General features: G+C 66.6%; 13 protein-coding genes and 5 pseudogenes. 6 read left to right on the plus strand and 12 right to left on the minus strand.

Annotated elements, in window-relative coordinates:
* Positions 1–76: 76 nt before the first annotated feature.
* The 5 genes and pseudogenes from E1193_RS07135 to E1193_RS07155 form a co-directional block, all read right to left on the minus strand.
* Entirely contained in the window at positions 77–814 is a 738-nt protein-coding gene (locus tag E1193_RS07135) for a hypothetical protein (RefSeq protein WP_132181421.1), read from the minus strand.
* A 208-nt stretch (positions 815–1,022) separates the two neighbouring features.
* Positions 1,023–2,074: pseudogene (locus E1193_RS07140) on the minus strand (hypothetical protein).
* Between the two features lie 260 nt (positions 2,075–2,334).
* Positions 2,335–3,102 carry a class I SAM-dependent methyltransferase gene (locus E1193_RS07145; protein WP_132181423.1) on the minus strand — a complete coding sequence of 256 codons (768 nt, stop codon included), beginning with the start codon at positions 3,100–3,102 and terminating at the stop codon, positions 2,335–2,337.
* A gap of 120 nt (positions 3,103–3,222) precedes the next feature.
* Positions 3,223–4,011, minus strand: coding sequence for a DUF6584 family protein (locus E1193_RS07150; RefSeq protein WP_132181425.1), 789 nt, complete (start codon positions 4,009–4,011; stop codon positions 3,223–3,225).
* Positions 4,012–4,228: 217 nt separating this feature from the next.
* Entirely contained in the window at positions 4,229–4,627 is a 399-nt protein-coding gene (locus E1193_RS07155; protein WP_132181427.1) for a helix-turn-helix domain-containing protein, read from the minus strand.
* 106 nt (positions 4,628–4,733) lie between these two features.
* Between E1193_RS07155 and E1193_RS07160 the strand changes: the two genes are divergently transcribed.
* A complete protein-coding gene (locus E1193_RS07160) occupies positions 4,734–5,636 on the plus strand; it encodes an NADP-dependent oxidoreductase (RefSeq protein WP_132181429.1) in 903 nt (300 codons plus the stop codon).
* Positions 5,637–5,834: 198 nt separating this feature from the next.
* On the opposite strand, the gene E1193_RS07165 is transcribed toward E1193_RS07160, so the two are convergent.
* On the minus strand, positions 5,835–6,410 hold the full coding sequence (locus E1193_RS07165) for a TetR/AcrR family transcriptional regulator (protein ID WP_132181431.1): 576 nt from the start codon (positions 6,408–6,410) through the stop codon (positions 5,835–5,837).
* A 106-nt stretch (positions 6,411–6,516) separates the two neighbouring features.
* On the opposite strand from E1193_RS07165, the gene E1193_RS07170 reads away from it, so the two are divergent.
* Positions 6,517–6,894, plus strand: coding sequence for a DUF4267 domain-containing protein (locus E1193_RS07170; protein ID WP_132181433.1), 378 nt, complete (start codon positions 6,517–6,519; stop codon positions 6,892–6,894).
* Positions 6,895–6,953: 59 nt separating this feature from the next.
* Entirely contained in the window at positions 6,954–7,421 is a 468-nt protein-coding gene (locus E1193_RS07175; protein WP_132181435.1) for an SAM-dependent methyltransferase, read from the plus strand.
* Between the two features lie 192 nt (positions 7,422–7,613).
* On the opposite strand, the pseudogene E1193_RS07180 reads toward E1193_RS07175, so the two are convergent.
* Positions 7,614–8,446 (minus strand): annotated as a pseudogene (locus tag E1193_RS07180) (IS5 family transposase).
* A gap of 372 nt (positions 8,447–8,818) precedes the next feature.
* On the opposite strand from E1193_RS07180, the pseudogene E1193_RS33930 reads away from it, so the two are divergent.
* Positions 8,819–9,650, plus strand: a pseudogene (locus E1193_RS33930) (IS5 family transposase).
* A 6-nt stretch (positions 9,651–9,656) separates the two neighbouring features.
* Positions 9,657–10,196: a hypothetical protein gene (locus E1193_RS07190; protein WP_243707360.1), complete on the plus strand. Its 540-nt coding sequence runs from the start codon at positions 9,657–9,659 to the stop codon at positions 10,194–10,196.
* Between the two features lie 131 nt (positions 10,197–10,327).
* Here the strand turns inward: E1193_RS07190 and E1193_RS32990 are convergent.
* A pseudogene (locus E1193_RS32990) lies at positions 10,328–10,570 on the minus strand (methyltransferase domain-containing protein); the annotation flags it as partial.
* Positions 10,571–10,698: 128 nt separating this feature from the next.
* Positions 10,699–12,027, minus strand: a complete 1,329-nt coding sequence (locus E1193_RS07200) for a PLP-dependent aminotransferase family protein (protein ID WP_132181437.1) — start codon at positions 12,025–12,027, stop codon at positions 10,699–10,701.
* 65 nt (positions 12,028–12,092) lie between these two features.
* Between E1193_RS07200 and E1193_RS07205 the strand changes: the two genes are divergently transcribed.
* Positions 12,093–12,578, plus strand: coding sequence for a PaaI family thioesterase (locus E1193_RS07205; protein ID WP_132181439.1), 486 nt, complete (start codon positions 12,093–12,095; stop codon positions 12,576–12,578).
* Between the two features lie 328 nt (positions 12,579–12,906).
* Here E1193_RS07205 and E1193_RS07210 read toward each other — a convergent pair.
* The 3 genes and pseudogenes from E1193_RS07210 to E1193_RS07220 all read right to left on the minus strand — a co-directional run.
* Positions 12,907–13,136, minus strand: a pseudogene (locus tag E1193_RS07210) (IS5/IS1182 family transposase); the annotation flags it as partial.
* Between the two features lie 22 nt (positions 13,137–13,158).
* On the minus strand, positions 13,159–16,317 hold the full coding sequence (locus E1193_RS07215) for an NACHT domain-containing protein (protein WP_132181441.1): 3,159 nt from the start codon (positions 16,315–16,317) through the stop codon (positions 13,159–13,161).
* A 267-nt stretch (positions 16,318–16,584) separates the two neighbouring features.
* On the minus strand, positions 16,585–17,061 hold the full coding sequence (locus tag E1193_RS07220) for a DUF6326 family protein (RefSeq protein WP_132181443.1): 477 nt from the start codon (positions 17,059–17,061) through the stop codon (positions 16,585–16,587).
* Positions 17,062–17,137 lie beyond the last annotated feature (76 nt).

Raw genomic sequence — 17,137 nt, forward strand, 5'->3', positions numbered from 1 at the left:
CTCGCGCCGACACGGTACCGTCCGCATCGCGACCCTGGACTGGATCTTTAGCCGCGAAGGGCGTAGGTGCGGGCCGTCAACTGGACAGCTGGAGGATCTTCTCCAGCCCGGCCCGCAGCCTGCGTCGCGCCGCCGGCTTCACCACAAGCCGGAACCGCATCCAGCCATCGGCGTCGCAGATCTCCAACTCGCTGGCAGTGTCCTCGGTGAACCGCAGAGCCAGCTCGCCGTCGGACAGCGCCCACCCACGCAGGCCAGCCTCCACCACACTGTGGGCGGGCTCGAAACACACCGTGTCAGGCTCGCCCTCATCGGAGTCGTGCTGGATGACGATCCCGCGCCGGGTACCGTCAGCGTGCTCGGCCATCCAGACCGAGAAGATGCCGTCGACCCGGCCCGAACCAGCCAGCCGGAGCGTGTCCGGCGGGCCGCCCGCGCACCATGGGCAGTCGTTCGGCTCCGGCTCCGGCGGTACGGGCACCGCCCAGATCGCATCCTCGAGCACGAACCTGCCCTGCCAAGCGCCCTCACTGTCCATCCACGCCTGCACGATCCGTCGGCGTGGCCCTCGGTGCACCTGGTAGACGAGCCCATCGACATCCACGTCACCGCAGTACGTGGCGCTGCCATGCCCAGAACGGGTGCCCAGCAACGTAACGGTGTAGCCGTCACGGCCGGCGTGGAACGACCAGTGCTCGACCGCTTCGCGGCGACCCGGCTCACCCTCCGCCGGCGCGCCCGACCGTACGCCGAACAGCAGGGTGGACGGGTCCGGCAGACGACTCAGCTCCGTCAGCTTTTCGTAGGTCGGCACGCCCCGAATGGTAAACGTCGATCACCGACTGCCCCGCTCCCGAGCGCACGTCGGTATGGAAGCGGACTCGCTCACATCGACGTTCACTCATCTGCCGCCGACCAGGCATCACCGTACGTGACCAAGCAGGGCAGCGCCCTGCGCCCCGGTTGTAGCCGATGAGAGTGAACCCGCCGGAAGGAGGGCGCTATCACGGCGAGTCAGGCGGTCAGAAGATGTAGACCGTGTAGTTGTAGGGACGGCTTCGTTCGTAGATGGCACGCAACCGTGGCTGCCTGACCTCGGGCAGTCGGGCCAGAACGCTGAGGAAGATTTGGCCGTCGGGCTCGAACCGGTAGCCCGGGAGCAGTGCCGGCAGGGCCTCCGGCGGGATCGGGACCGACCGCCCGGCTTCGGGGCTTGGTGGAACGCGAGGTGCCGCCAGGCGTCCCAGGCCAGCGGGACCGGCTTCACCGGCGGGGCCACCGGCCAGAGTTCGCCGGTCTGCGGATGTTCCGGGATAAGGGCGAAGTCGACGTCGGCGTCCGGAAGGCCGGGCCCGGCCAGGACGAGGGTGCGCCCCGGCCCCGTGCCGACCGGGCCGACGAGACGGTCGAGAGTGGGCCGGAAGACCTCGGCGACCTGGTGATCGGGGATCAGGATCGGGTCGCCGCCCGAGGCAGCCAGCAAGTGTGCCAGCGCCGAGGCTGCGGTGGCCGCCCACATCGGGTGCCAGCCGCCGTCCGGTTCGGACGGCGGGATACCGGGCCGCTGGTCGATCAGGTCCGCCCAGCCGAGCACCGGGTGCGGGCCGGGACCGTCCTCGATTACGCGGGTGGTCAGCGGGTCCAGCCAGATTGCCTGTCGTAGGCCACAGTCGTCGATCCGGATGGCCACCGGCGTGCCGCAGGTGACGCAGACCATGTTGGGCTCGCCGCCGTCGAGGCCACAGCACGCGGAGTCGCCGACCAGCGCCGGGTCGATGACGGCGCCGCGGACGTCCCCCGGGGCGAGCAACACCCGGCCGACCGGCCCGGTGGAGATCCTGAACCTCGGCGCGTACCAGCCGAGCGCCTCGGCCTCACCGGCTTCGAGTTCGGCCCACCGGCGCCATGGCGAACCAGAGGGCAGCGGATTCACCGCGAACGTGCCGGGCTCCAGTGCCGGCGCGAGCGATCCCGGCCCGTTCCCGTACTTCTGGTCCGCGTGCACGGGCAGCGCCACCCTCGACACCGGAACCGTCAGAGCGGCGTCGCAGCTCCTGCAGCCGAAAACCGTCATGTATCCCCCGCGCGTCGACTGACGCCAACCTAGATCATCGGCCCAGCCCGCCGGCCGCGCCGCGGCCCGTGCCGCGCGGACCTCCCGCGACATTTCTGTATCGGCAGGCTGCGCCCTCAGCAGGGCCTCGCAACGACTTCCGGTGAAGCATCCTCATCTGCCGCCGATGGTGCGTCACGTTGAGTATCTGGCCAGGCGACACTCGACGGGCGGTCCTGCCGATGAGAATGCGCTGTCGGGATCCCCTCGGGATACCTGGCTCACGACGCGGCGGGGCGACTAGCCAGCAGTGCGAATGCGTTCGGGAGCCGACCGCGGAAAGCGGCCGCGTCGATGTCACCCATGCGCCAGAACGGTTCCGCATACTCCTCGAGGCGCCGCACTTCCAGACCGGCCCTGACGACTGCGGTGACGGTCTGACCGAGCGTCCACTGCCACATGACAGCCCCATTCGCTGGGAAACTGTAGTCGTCGCAGACGAAAGAGCGCCCGAAGTAGCTGCGGTCGGATCGGATGCGCGGCTCGTCCAGATCCCAGGTCCACAGCTCGGTAGCCGGGTGACCCTCGTGGAGGAACAGGTGACCGCCGGGCCGCAACAGGCGGGCCATCTCGACGGCCCAGGCATCGATGTCGGGCATCCAGATCAGGGCACCCTTGCCCGTGTAGACGAGATCGGCGCAGCCGTCGAGCAGCGGCACGCCGGGGACCGTAGCGATCACATAGCGGCAGGCGACGCCAAGATCGTCTGCGCGCCTCTGCGCGGCACGGACCGCGGTCTCGCTGTAGTCGACCCCGATCACCTCACGAGCGCCAGCCTGGACCAAGGCGATGTCATCCTGCCCGTTGCCGCTCTGCGGGTGGACTACCACGGGCCACTCCGCCAGGATGTCCTGAAGCAGCTCGCGTTCGCTGGCGACAAGCGTGACGCCGGTCGCCGCCTCGGCCAACATCTCGTCGTAAGCGTGGAGTTGCTGCGTCTGGTAGGCCTTGTCCCAAGCGGTGCGGTTGGCGAGCGTCGTCTCATCCATGCGGGAAACCTTTCGCACGAGTGCCCGGGAGGCAACCACTTTGTCCCCGTATCCCTCCCGCCGCACGACAGACCGGTCCGTCAGGATGAAATCTGCCTTATCGCCGCCCCTTGGCCGGGGTCACCGTCCCTGGCGATGCTCACAGGAGCTTGGAGATACCCATGCACCGTGGCGGTCCGGCCGATCCACCGCACCCTGCTCGGTACCCGAATAAATCCGCACGCCGCGACTCGCCGGCTCAAGTATCTGCCGTAGCGCGAGCCCTTTCGGTCGTATGGCGGCGCACTGATCTGCCGCCGAGCGGGCGTCACAGTACGTGACCGAGGAGGGCAGAGACACGGCGCCCGGTCGTGCCGATTTGCGGATGGCCGCCAGTGTGTCGTACGCGACAGGTGCCAGAGGCGCGAGCTGCGGCATCTCGAAGACAGGGATCCACCGGAAGACCGTCCACATCCCGATGCCCACCATCGCTAGGAACCAGACAACGACAGTGATGGCGCAGCCCCCGAACACGATCCCCTCCCACCGTTCGCTGGGTTCGCCAACCGGCCCAATGTCCCGCGTTCCGCCCTTGTCCGCTTGCACGGCCGCTCGCCTCAAACCTTCCAGCGGCTCGGTGCTGGCTGTGCGTCGGACCGGGCCAGGGATGCTGTGCCAACGTGCGATGTCATTCCGGTGCTGCTCCAACCAGGCCGAGATCGAGCGTTGCGCTACCTCGTCGTCGCGGCCAAGGACGAACCACAGAGCACCCGCGGCGGGCAGGTCTTGCATCCCGTAGTGAACCGTTGCCAGAAGGTCGAGCACCTCGTGATCCTGGCGATGCGCCAAGACGCCGTTCAGCCGGTCACGTGCCTTCCAGGGGCGACCAGCAGCGAGATCGGCGCGCGCACGCGCTAGTCCGTCGCTCACCCCGCGATCGTGCCAGCCACATCGGGCTAGATCGAGCGAGAATCCGACGACCACGCCACGCGAGAGGACCACCCAGATCCCGCGCCCCCGACGCCACGACAGGCGGGAAACGCACGGACATGCCGCGATCCGCGCGCTTCGTAGCGTCACGGTAAGGTGGGCGGCTGACGCACGGACATGTCGATGAGCGGACATGTTGCGCCGTCTCTGAGGAGGTTTAGGGGCGTTCGTCGAATTGGGCGCGTGCGTCGAAGACTCGGTCCATGTGCGTCTCCGCCCAGTTCTTGATCGCGATCATGATCGGAAACAGTTCGTGGCCGAGCGGAGTGAGTTCGTAGTCGACGCGGACCGGTACCGAGGCGGTGACCGTGCGGGTGACCAGGCCGTCGCGCTCCAGCGTGCGCAGGGTCTGGGTGAGCATCTTCTGGCTGACGCCGGCGATGCGGTTGGCGAGTTCGCTGTGCCGCTGCGGGCCGTCGGCGAGGGCTGGGATCACCAGTGCGACCCACTTGTCGGTGAGCCTGCTCAGCAGCTCGCGGGTCGGGCACCGTTCCAGGAACGCGTCGTAGTCGCGTTTTGCCTGTTCGCGGCGTTGTGCTGCGGTCGTCGTCGCCATCTTGTCCTCCACCGGTGCCCTAGGCACTTCGCGGTACCTACTTTCTCATGGTGCCCGCTGATTCGTACGGTCTTGGTGATCACGAGAGTCCACCAAGGAGACAACGATGCGCGCAGTCAGCTATGCACAGTTCGGCGGGCCAGAGGTCCTGCACGTGGCCGACGTGCCGGTGCCCGAGCCGGAGCCGGGGCAGGTACGGGTGAGGGTCACCGCGTCCGTCGTCCACCCAGTCGACCTGATGATCCGCTCCGGTCGGTTCCCGGCCCCGCTGCCGACCGGTCTGCCGTACACGCCCGGCTGGGATGTGGCCGGCACCGTCGACGCGGTCGACCCGGCGGTCGAGCAGTTCACGATCGGCGACGAGGTCATCGGTTTCTCGCCATGGCTGCAAACCACGGTCGGTGCCCACGCGGAGTATGTGGTGCTCGACGCCGCCTGGCTGGCCCTCGCGCCCGACGGCGTCCCCGCCACCGAGGCGGCGACCCTGCCGACCAACGGCCTCGCCGCCGCCCAAGCCCTCGACCTGCTCGCGCTCCCGGCGGGTTCGACCGTGCTCGTCACCGGCGCCGCCGGGCAGGTCGGCGGGTTCGTCCTGGCGCTGGCCCGAGCGACCGGCCTGCACGCCACGGGACTCGCCGGAACCGACGACCGTGCGTTCGTGGAGTCGCTGGGTGCGGCATTCCTGTCGCGCTCCGACGACCCGACGGGGACGTTCGATGCGGTCATCGACCTGGCGGTGATCGGTGCCTCGCTGCTGGGCCTCATCCGCGACGGCGGCGGCTACGTGGCCGCGTCGCCTCCGCTTCGCCCGGAACCGGTGCGGGGAATCCGGACCTTCGCGCTGGAGGTGCTACCGGACGGATCGCGGCTGGGTGAACTGGTCAAACTGGTTACCAGCGGCGACATCCCGCTCCGGGTCGCCGGCGTGTACCCCTTCGCCGACGCCGCGGCCGCTCACGACCGGCTGGCCCAAGGCGGCGCCCGCGGCGGCGTGGTGATCGTCCCATGACCCCCAGCCAAACCTCCGCCGTCACGATCAACTGACGCCCCCCACGGTGAGTACGCTGCTCGCGCCACGCCTGCTGCACGGCGCGACGCGGCGTGAGCACCTTCACCTGATCGACCGTGAACACCGCTACCGGCCAGATGTAAGCCGTCACCGGGATGGACCTTTTGCCAGCAGCCCCCTTTTGTGGCGTTGTCGCTCCTATCGGGCGCCGGCGATCTGGGCGATGAGGAGGTCGAGGCGTTCCTCCTGCCCGTCCGGGGGGATGCGGCCGCTGCCCGACAGGACGGCGATGCCGTGTAAGGCGCTCCAGATGACTTCGGCGAACAGCTCGCGTCGCTCGTTGTCCGGGTGAAAACAGTTGACGAACTCGTCGAACGAAGCCCGCAGCGGGGCCGGCGTCTCGGTGCTCGCGAACTTCAGGTCGGTGGGCAGGATGAACATGGCCTGGTAAAGGGCGGGTCGCTCGGCCGCGAACTCCAGGTAGGCGTGGCTGACGGCGCGCAAGGCGCGTCCGGGTTCAGGGGCCGCCTGCCGTGCGTGGCGCAGGTGGGCGGCGAGTTCGCTGAATCCGTCCAGGGCGACGGCGCTGACGATGGCGTCCTTGCCGTTGAAGTGGCTGTACAGCACCGGCTGGCTGTACTCGACGCGTTCAGCCAGCCGTCGTGTCGTGACCGCATCCCAGCCTTCGGTCTCCGCGAGTTCCCGCGCGGCGGTGATGATCAGCTGGTGACGGTGAGCACGTTCACGCTCGCGGCGCTCGCTGATGGCGGACATGACGACATCCTAGCAACGCTAGACATCCTGCCGAAGACAAACTATCGTCGCTACCGCAACTAGCGTCGCTAGAAAGACGCTGCTGTCACCAAGGGGGAAGCCGCCCATGCTCACCACCATCGCCAACGTGCTCGCCGGACTGATCGGCGCAGGCATCATCTTCATCGGCGTGAACGCCTTCCGGGCGCCGCGGGCCGCAGCCGGCTTCGGCATCCCCGACACGCCGACCGAAGACCGCACCTTCCAGGCCTGGCTGACCGTCAAGGCCGTGCGCGACATCGCCTCCGGGCTCTTCATCTTCATCCTGCTGGCCGGAGCCACACCCCACCTGCTGGGCTGGTTCATGCTGGCCGCCGCCGGCATCCCCGCCGGTGACGCCCTGATCGTGTTGCGCAGCAACGGGCCCAAGGCGGCCGCCTACGGCGTCCACGGGGCCACCGCCGTGGTAATGGTGGCGATCAGCGTGCTCCTGCTCGTCGCGTGACCACGTGTCACGCCGCTTCGGCCGAAGATCGCATTCACTGAAGGGAACAACCTCTCTCCATGCCCAGCTTCGAGATCGATCCGATAGGTACGGTCCAAAACGACAGAACGGATGTCCAGCACACCGACCACTGGGGTGCCGTCCGCAGCACGATCACCATCGACGAGCGCTTCGGCGACGCGTGCCTGCAAGGCATGGAGGGCTTCTCCCACGTCGAAGTCCTCTTCATCTTCGACCAGTTCCCAGAGCACGACGACTACCGCGAACCCCGCCCGAACCGCGGCCGCGCCGACCTCCCGCCCGTCGGCATCTTCGCCGGTCGCGGCCCCCGCCGACCAAACCGCATCGGAGTGACGTGCTGCGCCATCGAATCCGTGCGCGGCCGCAAACTGACGGTGGTCGGCCTCGACGCGATCTCGGGCACCCCCGTCATCGACCTGAAGCCAACGATGACCGAGTTCCTGCCGGTAAACGTCCAACAGCCGGAATGGGTCAGCCACCTGATGTCGGAGTACTTCCAGCCGTAAGCAAGGGCGTGACGGTGGAGCCGATTCCCGAGCGCATCGACCTCTCGTATCCACAACTCCGTCGACCCCAACCAGACTCAGCGGCCTTTCCGAAGAGAATCCCGAGCCGGTCGCGCAGCCGTGATAGAACGTACTCTCATGCCGCGAAGCGCTCGGACGCTGTCAGAGGGCGTTCGATTTGTTCTTGATCTACTAGTATGTGCCTCGCCAGGTAGGTGTGGCTTCGCCTGTTATGCGGCGGCTGATGTTGTCGATCATCGCGATGTGGATCATGGCCTCGGAGCTGGCCGGCAGGGTCTCGTAGTCGCGGGCGAGTCTGCGGTGCAGCATCAGCCAGCCCAAAGTCCTCTCTACCACCCAGCGCCGTTTGACCACGTGGAAGCCTCTGGTTTCGGTCTTGCGCGGTACGACCTCGGCGTCGATACCCAGCGTGGCGGCGTGCTCGATGAACTGGTTCTTGAAGCCGGCGTCCACCCAGGTCTTGGCGATGGTCGGGTATGCGTCTTTGGCCTGGTCCAGCACCTGGATTCCAGCGCGGTTCTCGGTCACGGACGCGGCCATGACGATGACCACCAGCAGTAGCCCCAGGGTGTCTGTGACTACGCTGCGTTTGCGTCCCACGATCTTTTTCGCGGCATCGGTTCCCTGTGTCGTGGTCGGCGGGTTGGTAGACGTCTTCACGCTCTGTGTATCGATGACCGCGGCGGTGGGCTGCGGATCGCGGCCGGCCTTGACGCGGGCCAGGGCGGTCAGGTCGACGTTGAGCTGGGCGAAGATGCCTTCGTCGCGCCAGGCGGCGTAGTAGTAGTAAACCGTGGTGTGTGGCGGAAAGTCATGGGGAAGGTATTTCCAGGCAATGCCGGTCCGGTTGACGTAGGCGTTGAGTACCTCCCGGAGTCGGTGCGGGCCGGTTCGCCGGTGGGTCGCCGGTCGAGGCGGGCCTGCTGCCAGGCGAGCAGTGTCGGTCCGATCAGTGCCCAACGGGCGTCGGAGATGTCGCTGGGGTAGGCGCGGCGAGCGGTCATGACAGAGATCTACTCTGGACGGATCCGTGAGGGCTGCAGTCGACACAGGCGGCGATTCAGGGTCAGGTCTACGTCAGACGGAATCTGCAGCTCATATCCAGATGAAGCGGGCGCCAACTCGGCCGCCAAGACGGAACGATATAGCTACTCAAAGGGCGAATCGAATTAATGGGATACGCCGCAAAATAGGTTATACCGTGACAGCATTTCATCGAACGCCCTCTCAGAGGGCGGTTACAGACGTTTAGTTGGATCTATGTCGTTGGCTCCGTTTGGAGGTCATTCTGCGGGTTCGTGGTGGATAGTGATCACTCGATGGCATGAAAGTGAGTGGCGGTCGGTCCTGTTCGTGGGCTTGGGCGTTGGGCCGGTATGAGTCAGCGCAAGCCGTATCCGAGCGATGTCAGCGATGAGCAGTGGGCGTTGATCGGCCCGTTCCTGGACGCCTGGCGAGCCAGGCGGGTCTCGGTCGCGGGCCGCCGCGGCCAGCAGGATCTCCGGGAGATCGTGAACGCGATCTTGTACCAGAACCGGACCGGCTGCCAGTGGGCGTACCTGCCGCACGACCTGCCGCAGAAGCCGGTGACCTACTACTACTTCGCCGCGTGGCGTGACGACGGCACCGATGCCGCGATTCATGACCTGCTGCGCTGCCAGGCCCGGGAGAAGGCCGGCCGTCGCGAGGACCCGTCCACGGTCGCGGTCGACACCCAGTCGATCAAGGCCGCGAACCATGTCCCTGCCGCCACGACCGGCAAAAGATGCGGGTAAACGGGTACCGGGCCGCAAGCGAGGACTGGCCGTGGACGCGTTGGGGCTGATCATCGCGGTCGTGGTCACCGCGGCGTCGGTCACCGACAACGCGATCGGGATCCGGCTGCTCGACAGGGTCGCCGAGCATGTCCCGACGGTGACCCATGCCTGGGTCGACGCGGGCTTCAAGCAGGACTTCGCCGTTCATAACGCGGTCCTGGGCATCGACATCGAGGTCGTCAAGCGATCCGATAGCCTGCCCGGGTTCGTGCCGGTCAAGAAGCGGTGGATCGTCGAGCAGACGTTCGGCACCCTGATGCTGCACCGGCGGCTGGTCCGCGAGTACGAGATCCGGCCCGAGTCATCAGTATCGCGCACGTTATGGGCGTCGATGGCGACCGTGGACCGCCGGTTGACCGACACCAGCACCCGGACCTGGCGAAACCAGTAGGCCACGATGCACCTCGACACGGTCCTCGGCCTGATCAGCGAACGCGAAACCACCGCACGCCGCAACGCCGATCAGATCCACGCCCAGATCACCGCACTCACCAGCGAACTCGCCCGCGTCGACACCGAACTGACCGACCTGGTGACCAACCGCCACACCCTGCGCATGCTGACCGCGGCCGAGTTCACCGCCGACGACCCGACCGTAACCAGCTCCGCCTACCAGCAGATCCTCGCCGTCCTGGAAGCGTCCGCCACCGGGATGCGCGCCAAGGACATCTGCCTCGCCCTCGACATCGAACCGCTCCCGAAACACGTCGAAGGCACCCGCGCCAAGCTGAAACGCCTGGTCAGCCGCAAGCTCCTCACCGAGAGTGAGCCAGAGCCGAAATCGACACACTCCCTCGCCCGGGCAGAGTTGCGCCGCAATCCGAGAATCTCATCCGCCGTGCCGAAGTCACGGAACAGCACCGCAACCGGTTCGACGGATCTGATGCGGAAGCCAGCTCGGACGCACAGGCGAACCAACTCGCGCCCGATCGTTTGATTGCGCACCCGGCCCGCGACGAAGCGAGCGAACTGCCGGCTAGTACCGAGATCCTGATCGGCGACCACCAGGGTGTCCCAATCCGGCTCGGCCATACCGAAAAGCCCTCCAGGACGAAGCACCCGGCGCACTTCCCCCACAGCCCTCGCCGGGTCGGCCACGTGCTGCAAGACACGATCCACTCGCGCGCGATCGACGCTGTCGTCAGGTATCGGCAGGTCAAGGACATCACCCAGGAGCAACTCCACGTTCGCCCGGTCAGTCATCCGTTGCCGTGCTTCCTCCAGCATCCGAGACTCGCGATCGACGCCGATGACCGAGCCTTCCCCACCGACCGCATCAGCAAGCCAACAAGGTCCGTTCCCGGACCGCATCCACGACGGACGTGAGCTTCTCGAGTGCAGGCGCTACCCGCACTGGTGTGCCTGATTGCTCCTTGGAAAGTCCACAGCGGACATAATCGACACTTGCCGGCCCGAACCCGCCAACCCTTCGTTACGCGTCAGATCTGTACGGTGTTCAGTGCCTCGCGGAGGGCGGCGAGCGCGGCTGGAAGCTGCTCCGGGGTCGGTGTTCCCAGCGCGATCCGGATCGCGTGTGGGACATGGGGGGTGGTGGCGAACATGTCGGCGGTGCTGACGCGGATCCCGCGGCGGGAAAGTTCGGCGGCGACCCGGTCCATCCGCTGTTCTGGGTCGATGGCTAGCCACGCGAAGTACGACCTGGGATGGGCGGTCACCGGGAGGTCACCGAGCTGGCGGCGTAGCACGCTCTGATGTTGTTCGGCAGCGTGTCGGCTGGCCGCCTCCAGCGCGGTGACCGTGCCGTCGCCCAGCCACCGCACCGCGAGGGCGGTGACGAGGCCGGGCAGGCTGGCCAGGTTCGCCCGTAGCGCGTGCGCGATCACCGGCCGGGCTGGGACGGGTGTGACAAGCATGCCGAAACGCACGCCGGCGGCCACGCTCTTGGACAGGCTGGAGACCCAGAAGGTGCGCTCCGGGGCCAGCGTGACCAGTGGTGGCGGTGCCGGGTGGGCGAGGAATGCGTATGCGGCGTCCTCGATCAGGACCAGGTCGTGGTCGCGGGCGACGGCGACCAGCCGCTGGCGGGATGACGAGTCGAGAACCCAGCCGAGCGGGTTGTGCAGTGTCGGCATCGTATAGATGGCGCGGATCCGCCGTCGCCGGCACAGCTGCGCCAGCCCGGCGAGGTCGGGGCCTTCCCCGCCGGCGGGGATGGGTATCAGCTTGAGCCGGTGGGTCTGGGCGATCAGTTTGAACCCGGGATAGGTGAGCGCGTCCACCGCGACCGCGTCCCCGGGCGCCAGCACCGCGCGGGCGACCAGGTCGAGCCCGTGCTGGGCGCCGCCCGTCAGGAAGACCCGGTCCGGGTCGGCGTCGATCCGGTGAGTGGCCAGGAACGCGGCGGTGACCGCCCGGTCTTGAGGCCGGCCGCCGGGTGGCTGCTGCCGCAGCACCGCGTCCAGGTCGCCGGCCGCGGCGAGCTGTCGCAGCGCCGAGCGCAGCAGTCGCGCCCGAGGCGGCGACAGTGGTTGGGTCAATGACAGGTCCGCCCAGACGGTGTCCGCGCCGGGTCCGTACTCGGCCGGCACCAGCCTCACCGTCTGGTCGCGGACGAAGGTGCCCCGACCGGGTTCACCGACGACCAGCCCGATCCGTTTCAGTTCCGCCATCGCCCGGGTGGCGGTCGCCACCGCGATGCCCCACTGCGCGGCGAGCCGCCGATGGGTGGGCAGCCGCTGCCCCGGTGCCAGATGCCCGTCATGGATCTGTGCCGCGAGCGCGTTGGCGACTTCCTGGTAGGAGCGCATGTGGCTGACTGTACCGAGGACAATTTCTTGATTGTCCTAACCAGTGGTCCGTAGCGTGCCGTCTCATGATTGTCAGAGGTCGCCAGCTGCCGGTTCTTGAGCTTCTGCGCCGGCAGATCGCCGGCACCGCCACCGGGGCCGAGCAGTGCCGATTCCGTTACCCGACAGCGATTTCGCGTACCCTCGGCCTCCGGCTGGTCGAGGTCGACCTCGGATCGGCGACGGTGGAGATCGACGCTGATCCGGCGGTCCATGGCAACCAGCAGGGCACCGTGCACGGCGGCCTGATCGTCGAGCTCGCCGACGCCGCTATCGGCACCGCCCACTCCACCGTCGTCGGCCCGGACGAGACGTTCACCAGCATCGACCTGCGGGCGGTGTTCCTGCGCCCGGTCTGGCAGGACACGCTGCGCGCCACCGCCCGCCCCGCCCACGCCGGCCGCACCATCACCCACTACACGTGCGAGGTGATCCGCAGCGACGGCAAGCCTGTTGCCACGATCACGAGCATCGTCACCACCCTGCGCGGCGACCAATCCCACGGCCGGTAAGGCGAGCTCATCACCGCCGGTTTTGGCCAGGCGGATTGGGTTCGTGAGCCCCCGAGTACGCCACTGGGTGGTGCGTTCACCGCTTGCCGTCCTGCTGTTGCCGGCGACCGTCGAGGCTGGTCACGTTGCTCGACTGCGTCAGCATCCTGTCGAGGCGGTTGTTGTCGATGGTCAGCCGCCGGATGTGTTCCTCGTAAAGGGCGAGGTGCAGTCGGAGTTCCTCGTTCTCCTGCCGTAGCTTGGCTATCCGTTCGTGCAGGTGCTGTGTTGGCCTGGGTTGTCGTGTTAAGAGGACGTCTGATTTACGTCCTTCATCGGTTATGGGGATTTAGGTGTCTCGCCAGGTTGGGGTGGTTTCGCCGGTGAGGCGTTTGGCGAGGTTGTCGATCATCGCGACATGGATCATGCTGACGGGTAGAACTTCGTAGTCACGGGCGAGGCGTCGGTGAAGCATGATCCAGCCGAGGCTGCGTTCGACGACCCATCGAAGTTTGACCACAGAGAACCCTCTGGCCTGCGGGTCTTGGTGACGGCTTCGACGTCGATGCCGAGGGTGGCGCGGCCAGCGCCCGCTCAGGGCTCACACACGATCAGTGGTCACTCCTGTCTCGTCGCGGTCTGGGTCTCGCTGCCTGTTCGGCGTCAGCCACGGTTGGCTGGTGGTGGTTGTCAACTTCGTGCGCTCCGCGACTAGCCTCGCTAGTTCATCGAGCGTCCTTTCAGAGATGTAGCCAGTAGATGGCCGCGCCCAAGGGTGCCATCGGAGAGTGGCACGTTGTCGGCGCCAGTATGGTAAAGACGACAGCTCCATTTTGCGGCGCGCCGCGTGGAGGAGCAGCTCGTCGAAGACGAGCACCGCGTCGGCCGTGCAGTCGATGCGCTGTCGGCGGGTCAGGTCAATCAGAAGTCGTAAGCCGCTGTCGGAGCGTAACTCCCTGACCAACTGAACCAGCATCTCAGCGTTTAGGTTGGCTTGGGAGGAAGCCGCCAGAAGGCGTCGACGGTCACCCCGCCGCCGGATCACGTAGTTGGTGATCAGCAGTATCCCAAGCGCCGCCGCAAGCAGGTACCAAGCCCAGTTGACAACTATCGCGGCACGGGGATAGGACGTTTCCAGCCATAACGAAGCCTTCAACATATAGGGGACCACAGCAATTGCTGCGGCCGCCCCGGCGATACCCTTGATCTGCCGGCGCCATCGGATCCGAAAAAACGCCATGACAGCGGCCGGCAAGACATCCAGCGGCAAGAATGGCCAGGAACGCAGCCGGGCATCGGTGCACCAGGCCACTGCGGCGTGTGCACTTGCCGGCCAAATCACGGCGTAGAACGACCCGACGAGAAAAACCACTCCCCAAGCCCAATTCCCTTCCGCCGGTCGTGCAGGGCCACCCCTTGCAGCGAGGGCTATCCCGATTCCCACGAAAACCGCCAGGGCTCTGACTCCGGTGTCGATGGCTGCTTTTGTAGTCCAGGACCCGGAGGGCATACTCCTCGCGGCGTTCCCCCTCGCCAAACCGACGTTGAGTACCCAGAAAGCGCCTACCACGCTGATGGCTGTCAACCATCCGGTTGCCCAACCTATCCGCTCACCAGAGCCTTGAAAAAGGGCACCGGAAACGAAGACGAGCGTGACAAGAAAACCGGCCACCACTGGGGTCCACCGGAGCAGGCGCGCGGCGTGCAGCTCCGAAACAGGCTCGTTCAGGCGGGACAACTGCGCGCGGACCGTGGGCCAGTCGAGCAGCAAGCGTCCCTGCGCGGCTTGGTCGATCAGCGCCAGTCGCATGTGACGGCGAAGTCGTGCCGGCACTGTCGGAAGCCAGCCGACGTGCCGGTAGGCGGCGCCCCGTAGCAACACACTCTCTGATGCGAACGACTCCTCGAGGATCGCCTCGGCCGCCGACGCTTCGGCTAGGGGGGTCGCCTGCACAGCCCACAGCTGGTAGTGCCGACGGCGAGAGGCCCAGGCAGCAAGGAGCAGCGTTGTCACGGTGACCCGTAGCGATTCGGGAATGTCCTCCGGCCGCCCGGCGAGGCCGGTTTCCAAGAGGTCTAAGAGGTACAGGCTGTTGGGGGGCCACTCAAACTCCGGCGGCTCGGCCAAACTGGCATCTGCGGCGTGGGTTGAGGGCTCGGCGTTCTCAAGGCCGTGTGCGAGGATCCGGCGGGCCTCGGACACCATCGCCGCTACGGCCTGGCTGTCTTGGGTCTGCAGCATGGCGACGGCGGTCTCTCGCCAACGGCCGTCGAGAAGCAGCGTTTCTGTGGGCACCCGGTTCGGCTCCCTGATGACCACGCAGGTAGCGAAGTACTCCTGGAACCGGCGATGCGTGAAAGTGAAGGGCCTCTCGCTGCCCGAGCCTCCACCCTCCGGAGCCTGGGCGAGCTTGACGTACTCCAGCGCGTCGAGAAACAGGTCCAGTCGAGCAGGGTTGACCGGCTGACCGACGGCATGGCTGTCACCCAGCAGTCGGGCTACCTGTGCCCGCGTCGGGATCAGCCCGACGCCGGGCTCCGCGGTGAGCCGAAAAGCGATTTCCTCGGCGACCGCCCGCAGGTCGCTGGGATTGACCGAGTAGCGCCGCTCGATCCGTTCCTGGTCCCGTTCCAGTCGGCTCTGCACGAAGGTTTCGAAGATGGTGTGTGAGGAGGCTGGAAAGGAGCCGGTTGTCCGGACGTGCTCGCAGAGTAGACCCAAAAGCATCGGGTTGCCTGATAGGCGCGTGACCATTGGATCAGCGCCAGCCAGGGCTGCGTACACCTGGGCCTCGGCGTCTGGCGGCAGGTCGGCCTTGCGGATCAGCTCCCGCTTCTGCCTTTCGGTGAGGCGCTGGACGGTGAATCGGGGCCATCCGAAGCGACGCGGCCCTTTGAACTCGCGGGAGGCGATCACACCCGGGCTTACATTCATCCCGTGCAGGAAGTCGTAGAGGGCGTCTGCGTACAGGCCCACTGTTGCATCGAGTTCGGTGGCGGTGAGAACGTCCGGTATTTCATCAAATGAGTCGAATAGAAAAATCCAGGTGCCGTCGTGCATGCCGCGCGTGAACTCGTCGGACAGGAACTGCTCGACATCGCGGCTGTTGGCTCTATTTAGTTGGTCCAGCACATACAATTGGATGGTGTAGGCATCTAACTGCCCGTCAACGGGACGCAGTTCCTTCAAATTCACGTACAGGGGGATGCGGCTGTCCACCCTCGGGTGGCGCATAGCCCGCGTGGCCAGCGCCCGGGCGGCGTTGCGCAACGCGACGCTTTTTCCCGACCCTGGTTCGCCCTGCAGGATGACCAGCCGCTCGTCGCTGCGTTGGAGGGCACGGGACAAAGACTTCTCCCGCCGAAGAACGTTGCGCCTGCGATGGATCCACCGAGGCAGAAGACGATGCTGGCGTCCTTCCATCTCCACCTCGGCTTCAAGCCGGGCAAACCGATGGTCGCGCCACTCCTCCTTCTCGTCCAGCCGACGCAGCTGGCCCTCGAGGTGATCGGCGAACAGCGACCGTCGCCGCGCCCGACGAGGATCGCGGCGGCGCTCCACCCATCCCTTGACGTAGCGGATGGCGGCAGCCGCCGCCCGCAAGACCGGTGCCAGCGACAGCAACATCCCTGCCGCTACCAGCGTCGCGAACAACCACGGAGCCCAATTTGGATGCCCGAAACCCAGCCAGGATAGAAATAGGAGGAAGTACTGGTAGAGGCTGGCCGAACCGCCCGGATCGGGGCCGGTCTGACTCATGACTGTAGACACCTCCCAGCAGCCCGGAGACCTTCACGCTACCGATCCTGGTGGTGGCGGGAGAGTCGAGAAGTAGACACAGCCGACCGCTACAGGACATCGGCACTGCGCTGGCTGCGAGCGGTGAAGCCAGCGTGACCGAGGCCTTTCGGATCTCCGGGTCCCTGTGCTCGACGAAGTCGCAGCCTCGCCGCCGTACTCGACCCGATCTCGGTGGCCCGAAATTCGTCCACGGCGCTCATGACGCACACCCGAATTTCGCTGGCGTCACACCCGGGCCTGGGCGGGGTCGCGGCCGGCGGTGGCTCGAATGCTCCGGGGCCAGGTCCATGCGGCGCGCAGGATGAAGGCCAGGAGCAGCAGCTCGAGTCCGATGGAGAGGCCGTAGAAGTAGAAGTAGGTCCAGGACTCGCCCTCCGCGTTGTACACCGAGACGGGAATGAAGAGCGTCGCCACGACGAGGTTGGTGGCGCGGTTGACACGGGCGGGGAGTGTCGTGGAGAGCAGGATCATGAGGATCGGGATGGCCACGAGCGTGAGCGCAAGGGCGACAAAGGTTGGGCCGGTGTCGAACTCATGAACGACGCCGACCAGGATGTCGTTGATGAAGCCGGGCTTGTACAGGGCGAGGTAGTCGACGTAGATGTAGAGGAACATGAAGCTGGCCCAGGCTGCGGCGAGCTTCGCCTGGACCGGGATGTGCGCTTCCTGGAGCGCCCCGGCTGGTCTGTCGGTTCTGGTCATCACGTCTCCTGTTTGCTGGCGTCAGCCGGGTCGGCTCACTCGATGTCTTAACCATGACCAGCGTTGACGGGCGCCA

The sequence above is a fragment of the Micromonospora sp. KC606 genome (assembly GCF_004348675.1).
GTDB lineage: Bacteria > Actinomycetota > Actinomycetes > Mycobacteriales > Micromonosporaceae > Micromonospora.

Coding starts and splice junctions, on each gene's coding strand:
- E1193_RS07200 (WP_132181437.1), bottom strand. CDS start 12,027: ATGCGCTCCTACCAGGAAGTCGCCAACGCGCTCGCGGCACAGATCCAT.
- E1193_RS07155 (WP_132181427.1), bottom strand. CDS start 4,627: ATGGCGACGACGACCGCAGCACAACGCCGCGAACAGGCAAAACGCGAC.
- E1193_RS07220 (WP_132181443.1), bottom strand. CDS start 17,061: ATGACCAGAACCGACAGACCAGCCGGGGCGCTCCAGGAAGCGCACATC.
- E1193_RS07215 (WP_132181441.1), bottom strand. CDS start 16,317: ATGAGTCAGACCGGCCCCGATCCGGGCGGTTCGGCCAGCCTCTACCAG.
- E1193_RS07175 (WP_132181435.1), top strand. CDS start 6,954: ATGCCCAGCTTCGAGATCGATCCGATAGGTACGGTCCAAAACGACAGA.
- E1193_RS07160 (WP_132181429.1), top strand. CDS start 4,734: ATGCGCGCAGTCAGCTATGCACAGTTCGGCGGGCCAGAGGTCCTGCAC.
- E1193_RS07170 (WP_132181433.1), top strand. CDS start 6,517: ATGCTCACCACCATCGCCAACGTGCTCGCCGGACTGATCGGCGCAGGC.
- E1193_RS07145 (WP_132181423.1), bottom strand. CDS start 3,102: ATGGATGAGACGACGCTCGCCAACCGCACCGCTTGGGACAAGGCCTAC.
- E1193_RS07190 (WP_243707360.1), top strand. CDS start 9,657: ATGCACCTCGACACGGTCCTCGGCCTGATCAGCGAACGCGAAACCACC.
- E1193_RS07165 (WP_132181431.1), bottom strand. CDS start 6,410: ATGTCCGCCATCAGCGAGCGCCGCGAGCGTGAACGTGCTCACCGTCAC.
- E1193_RS07205 (WP_132181439.1), top strand. CDS start 12,093: ATGATTGTCAGAGGTCGCCAGCTGCCGGTTCTTGAGCTTCTGCGCCGG.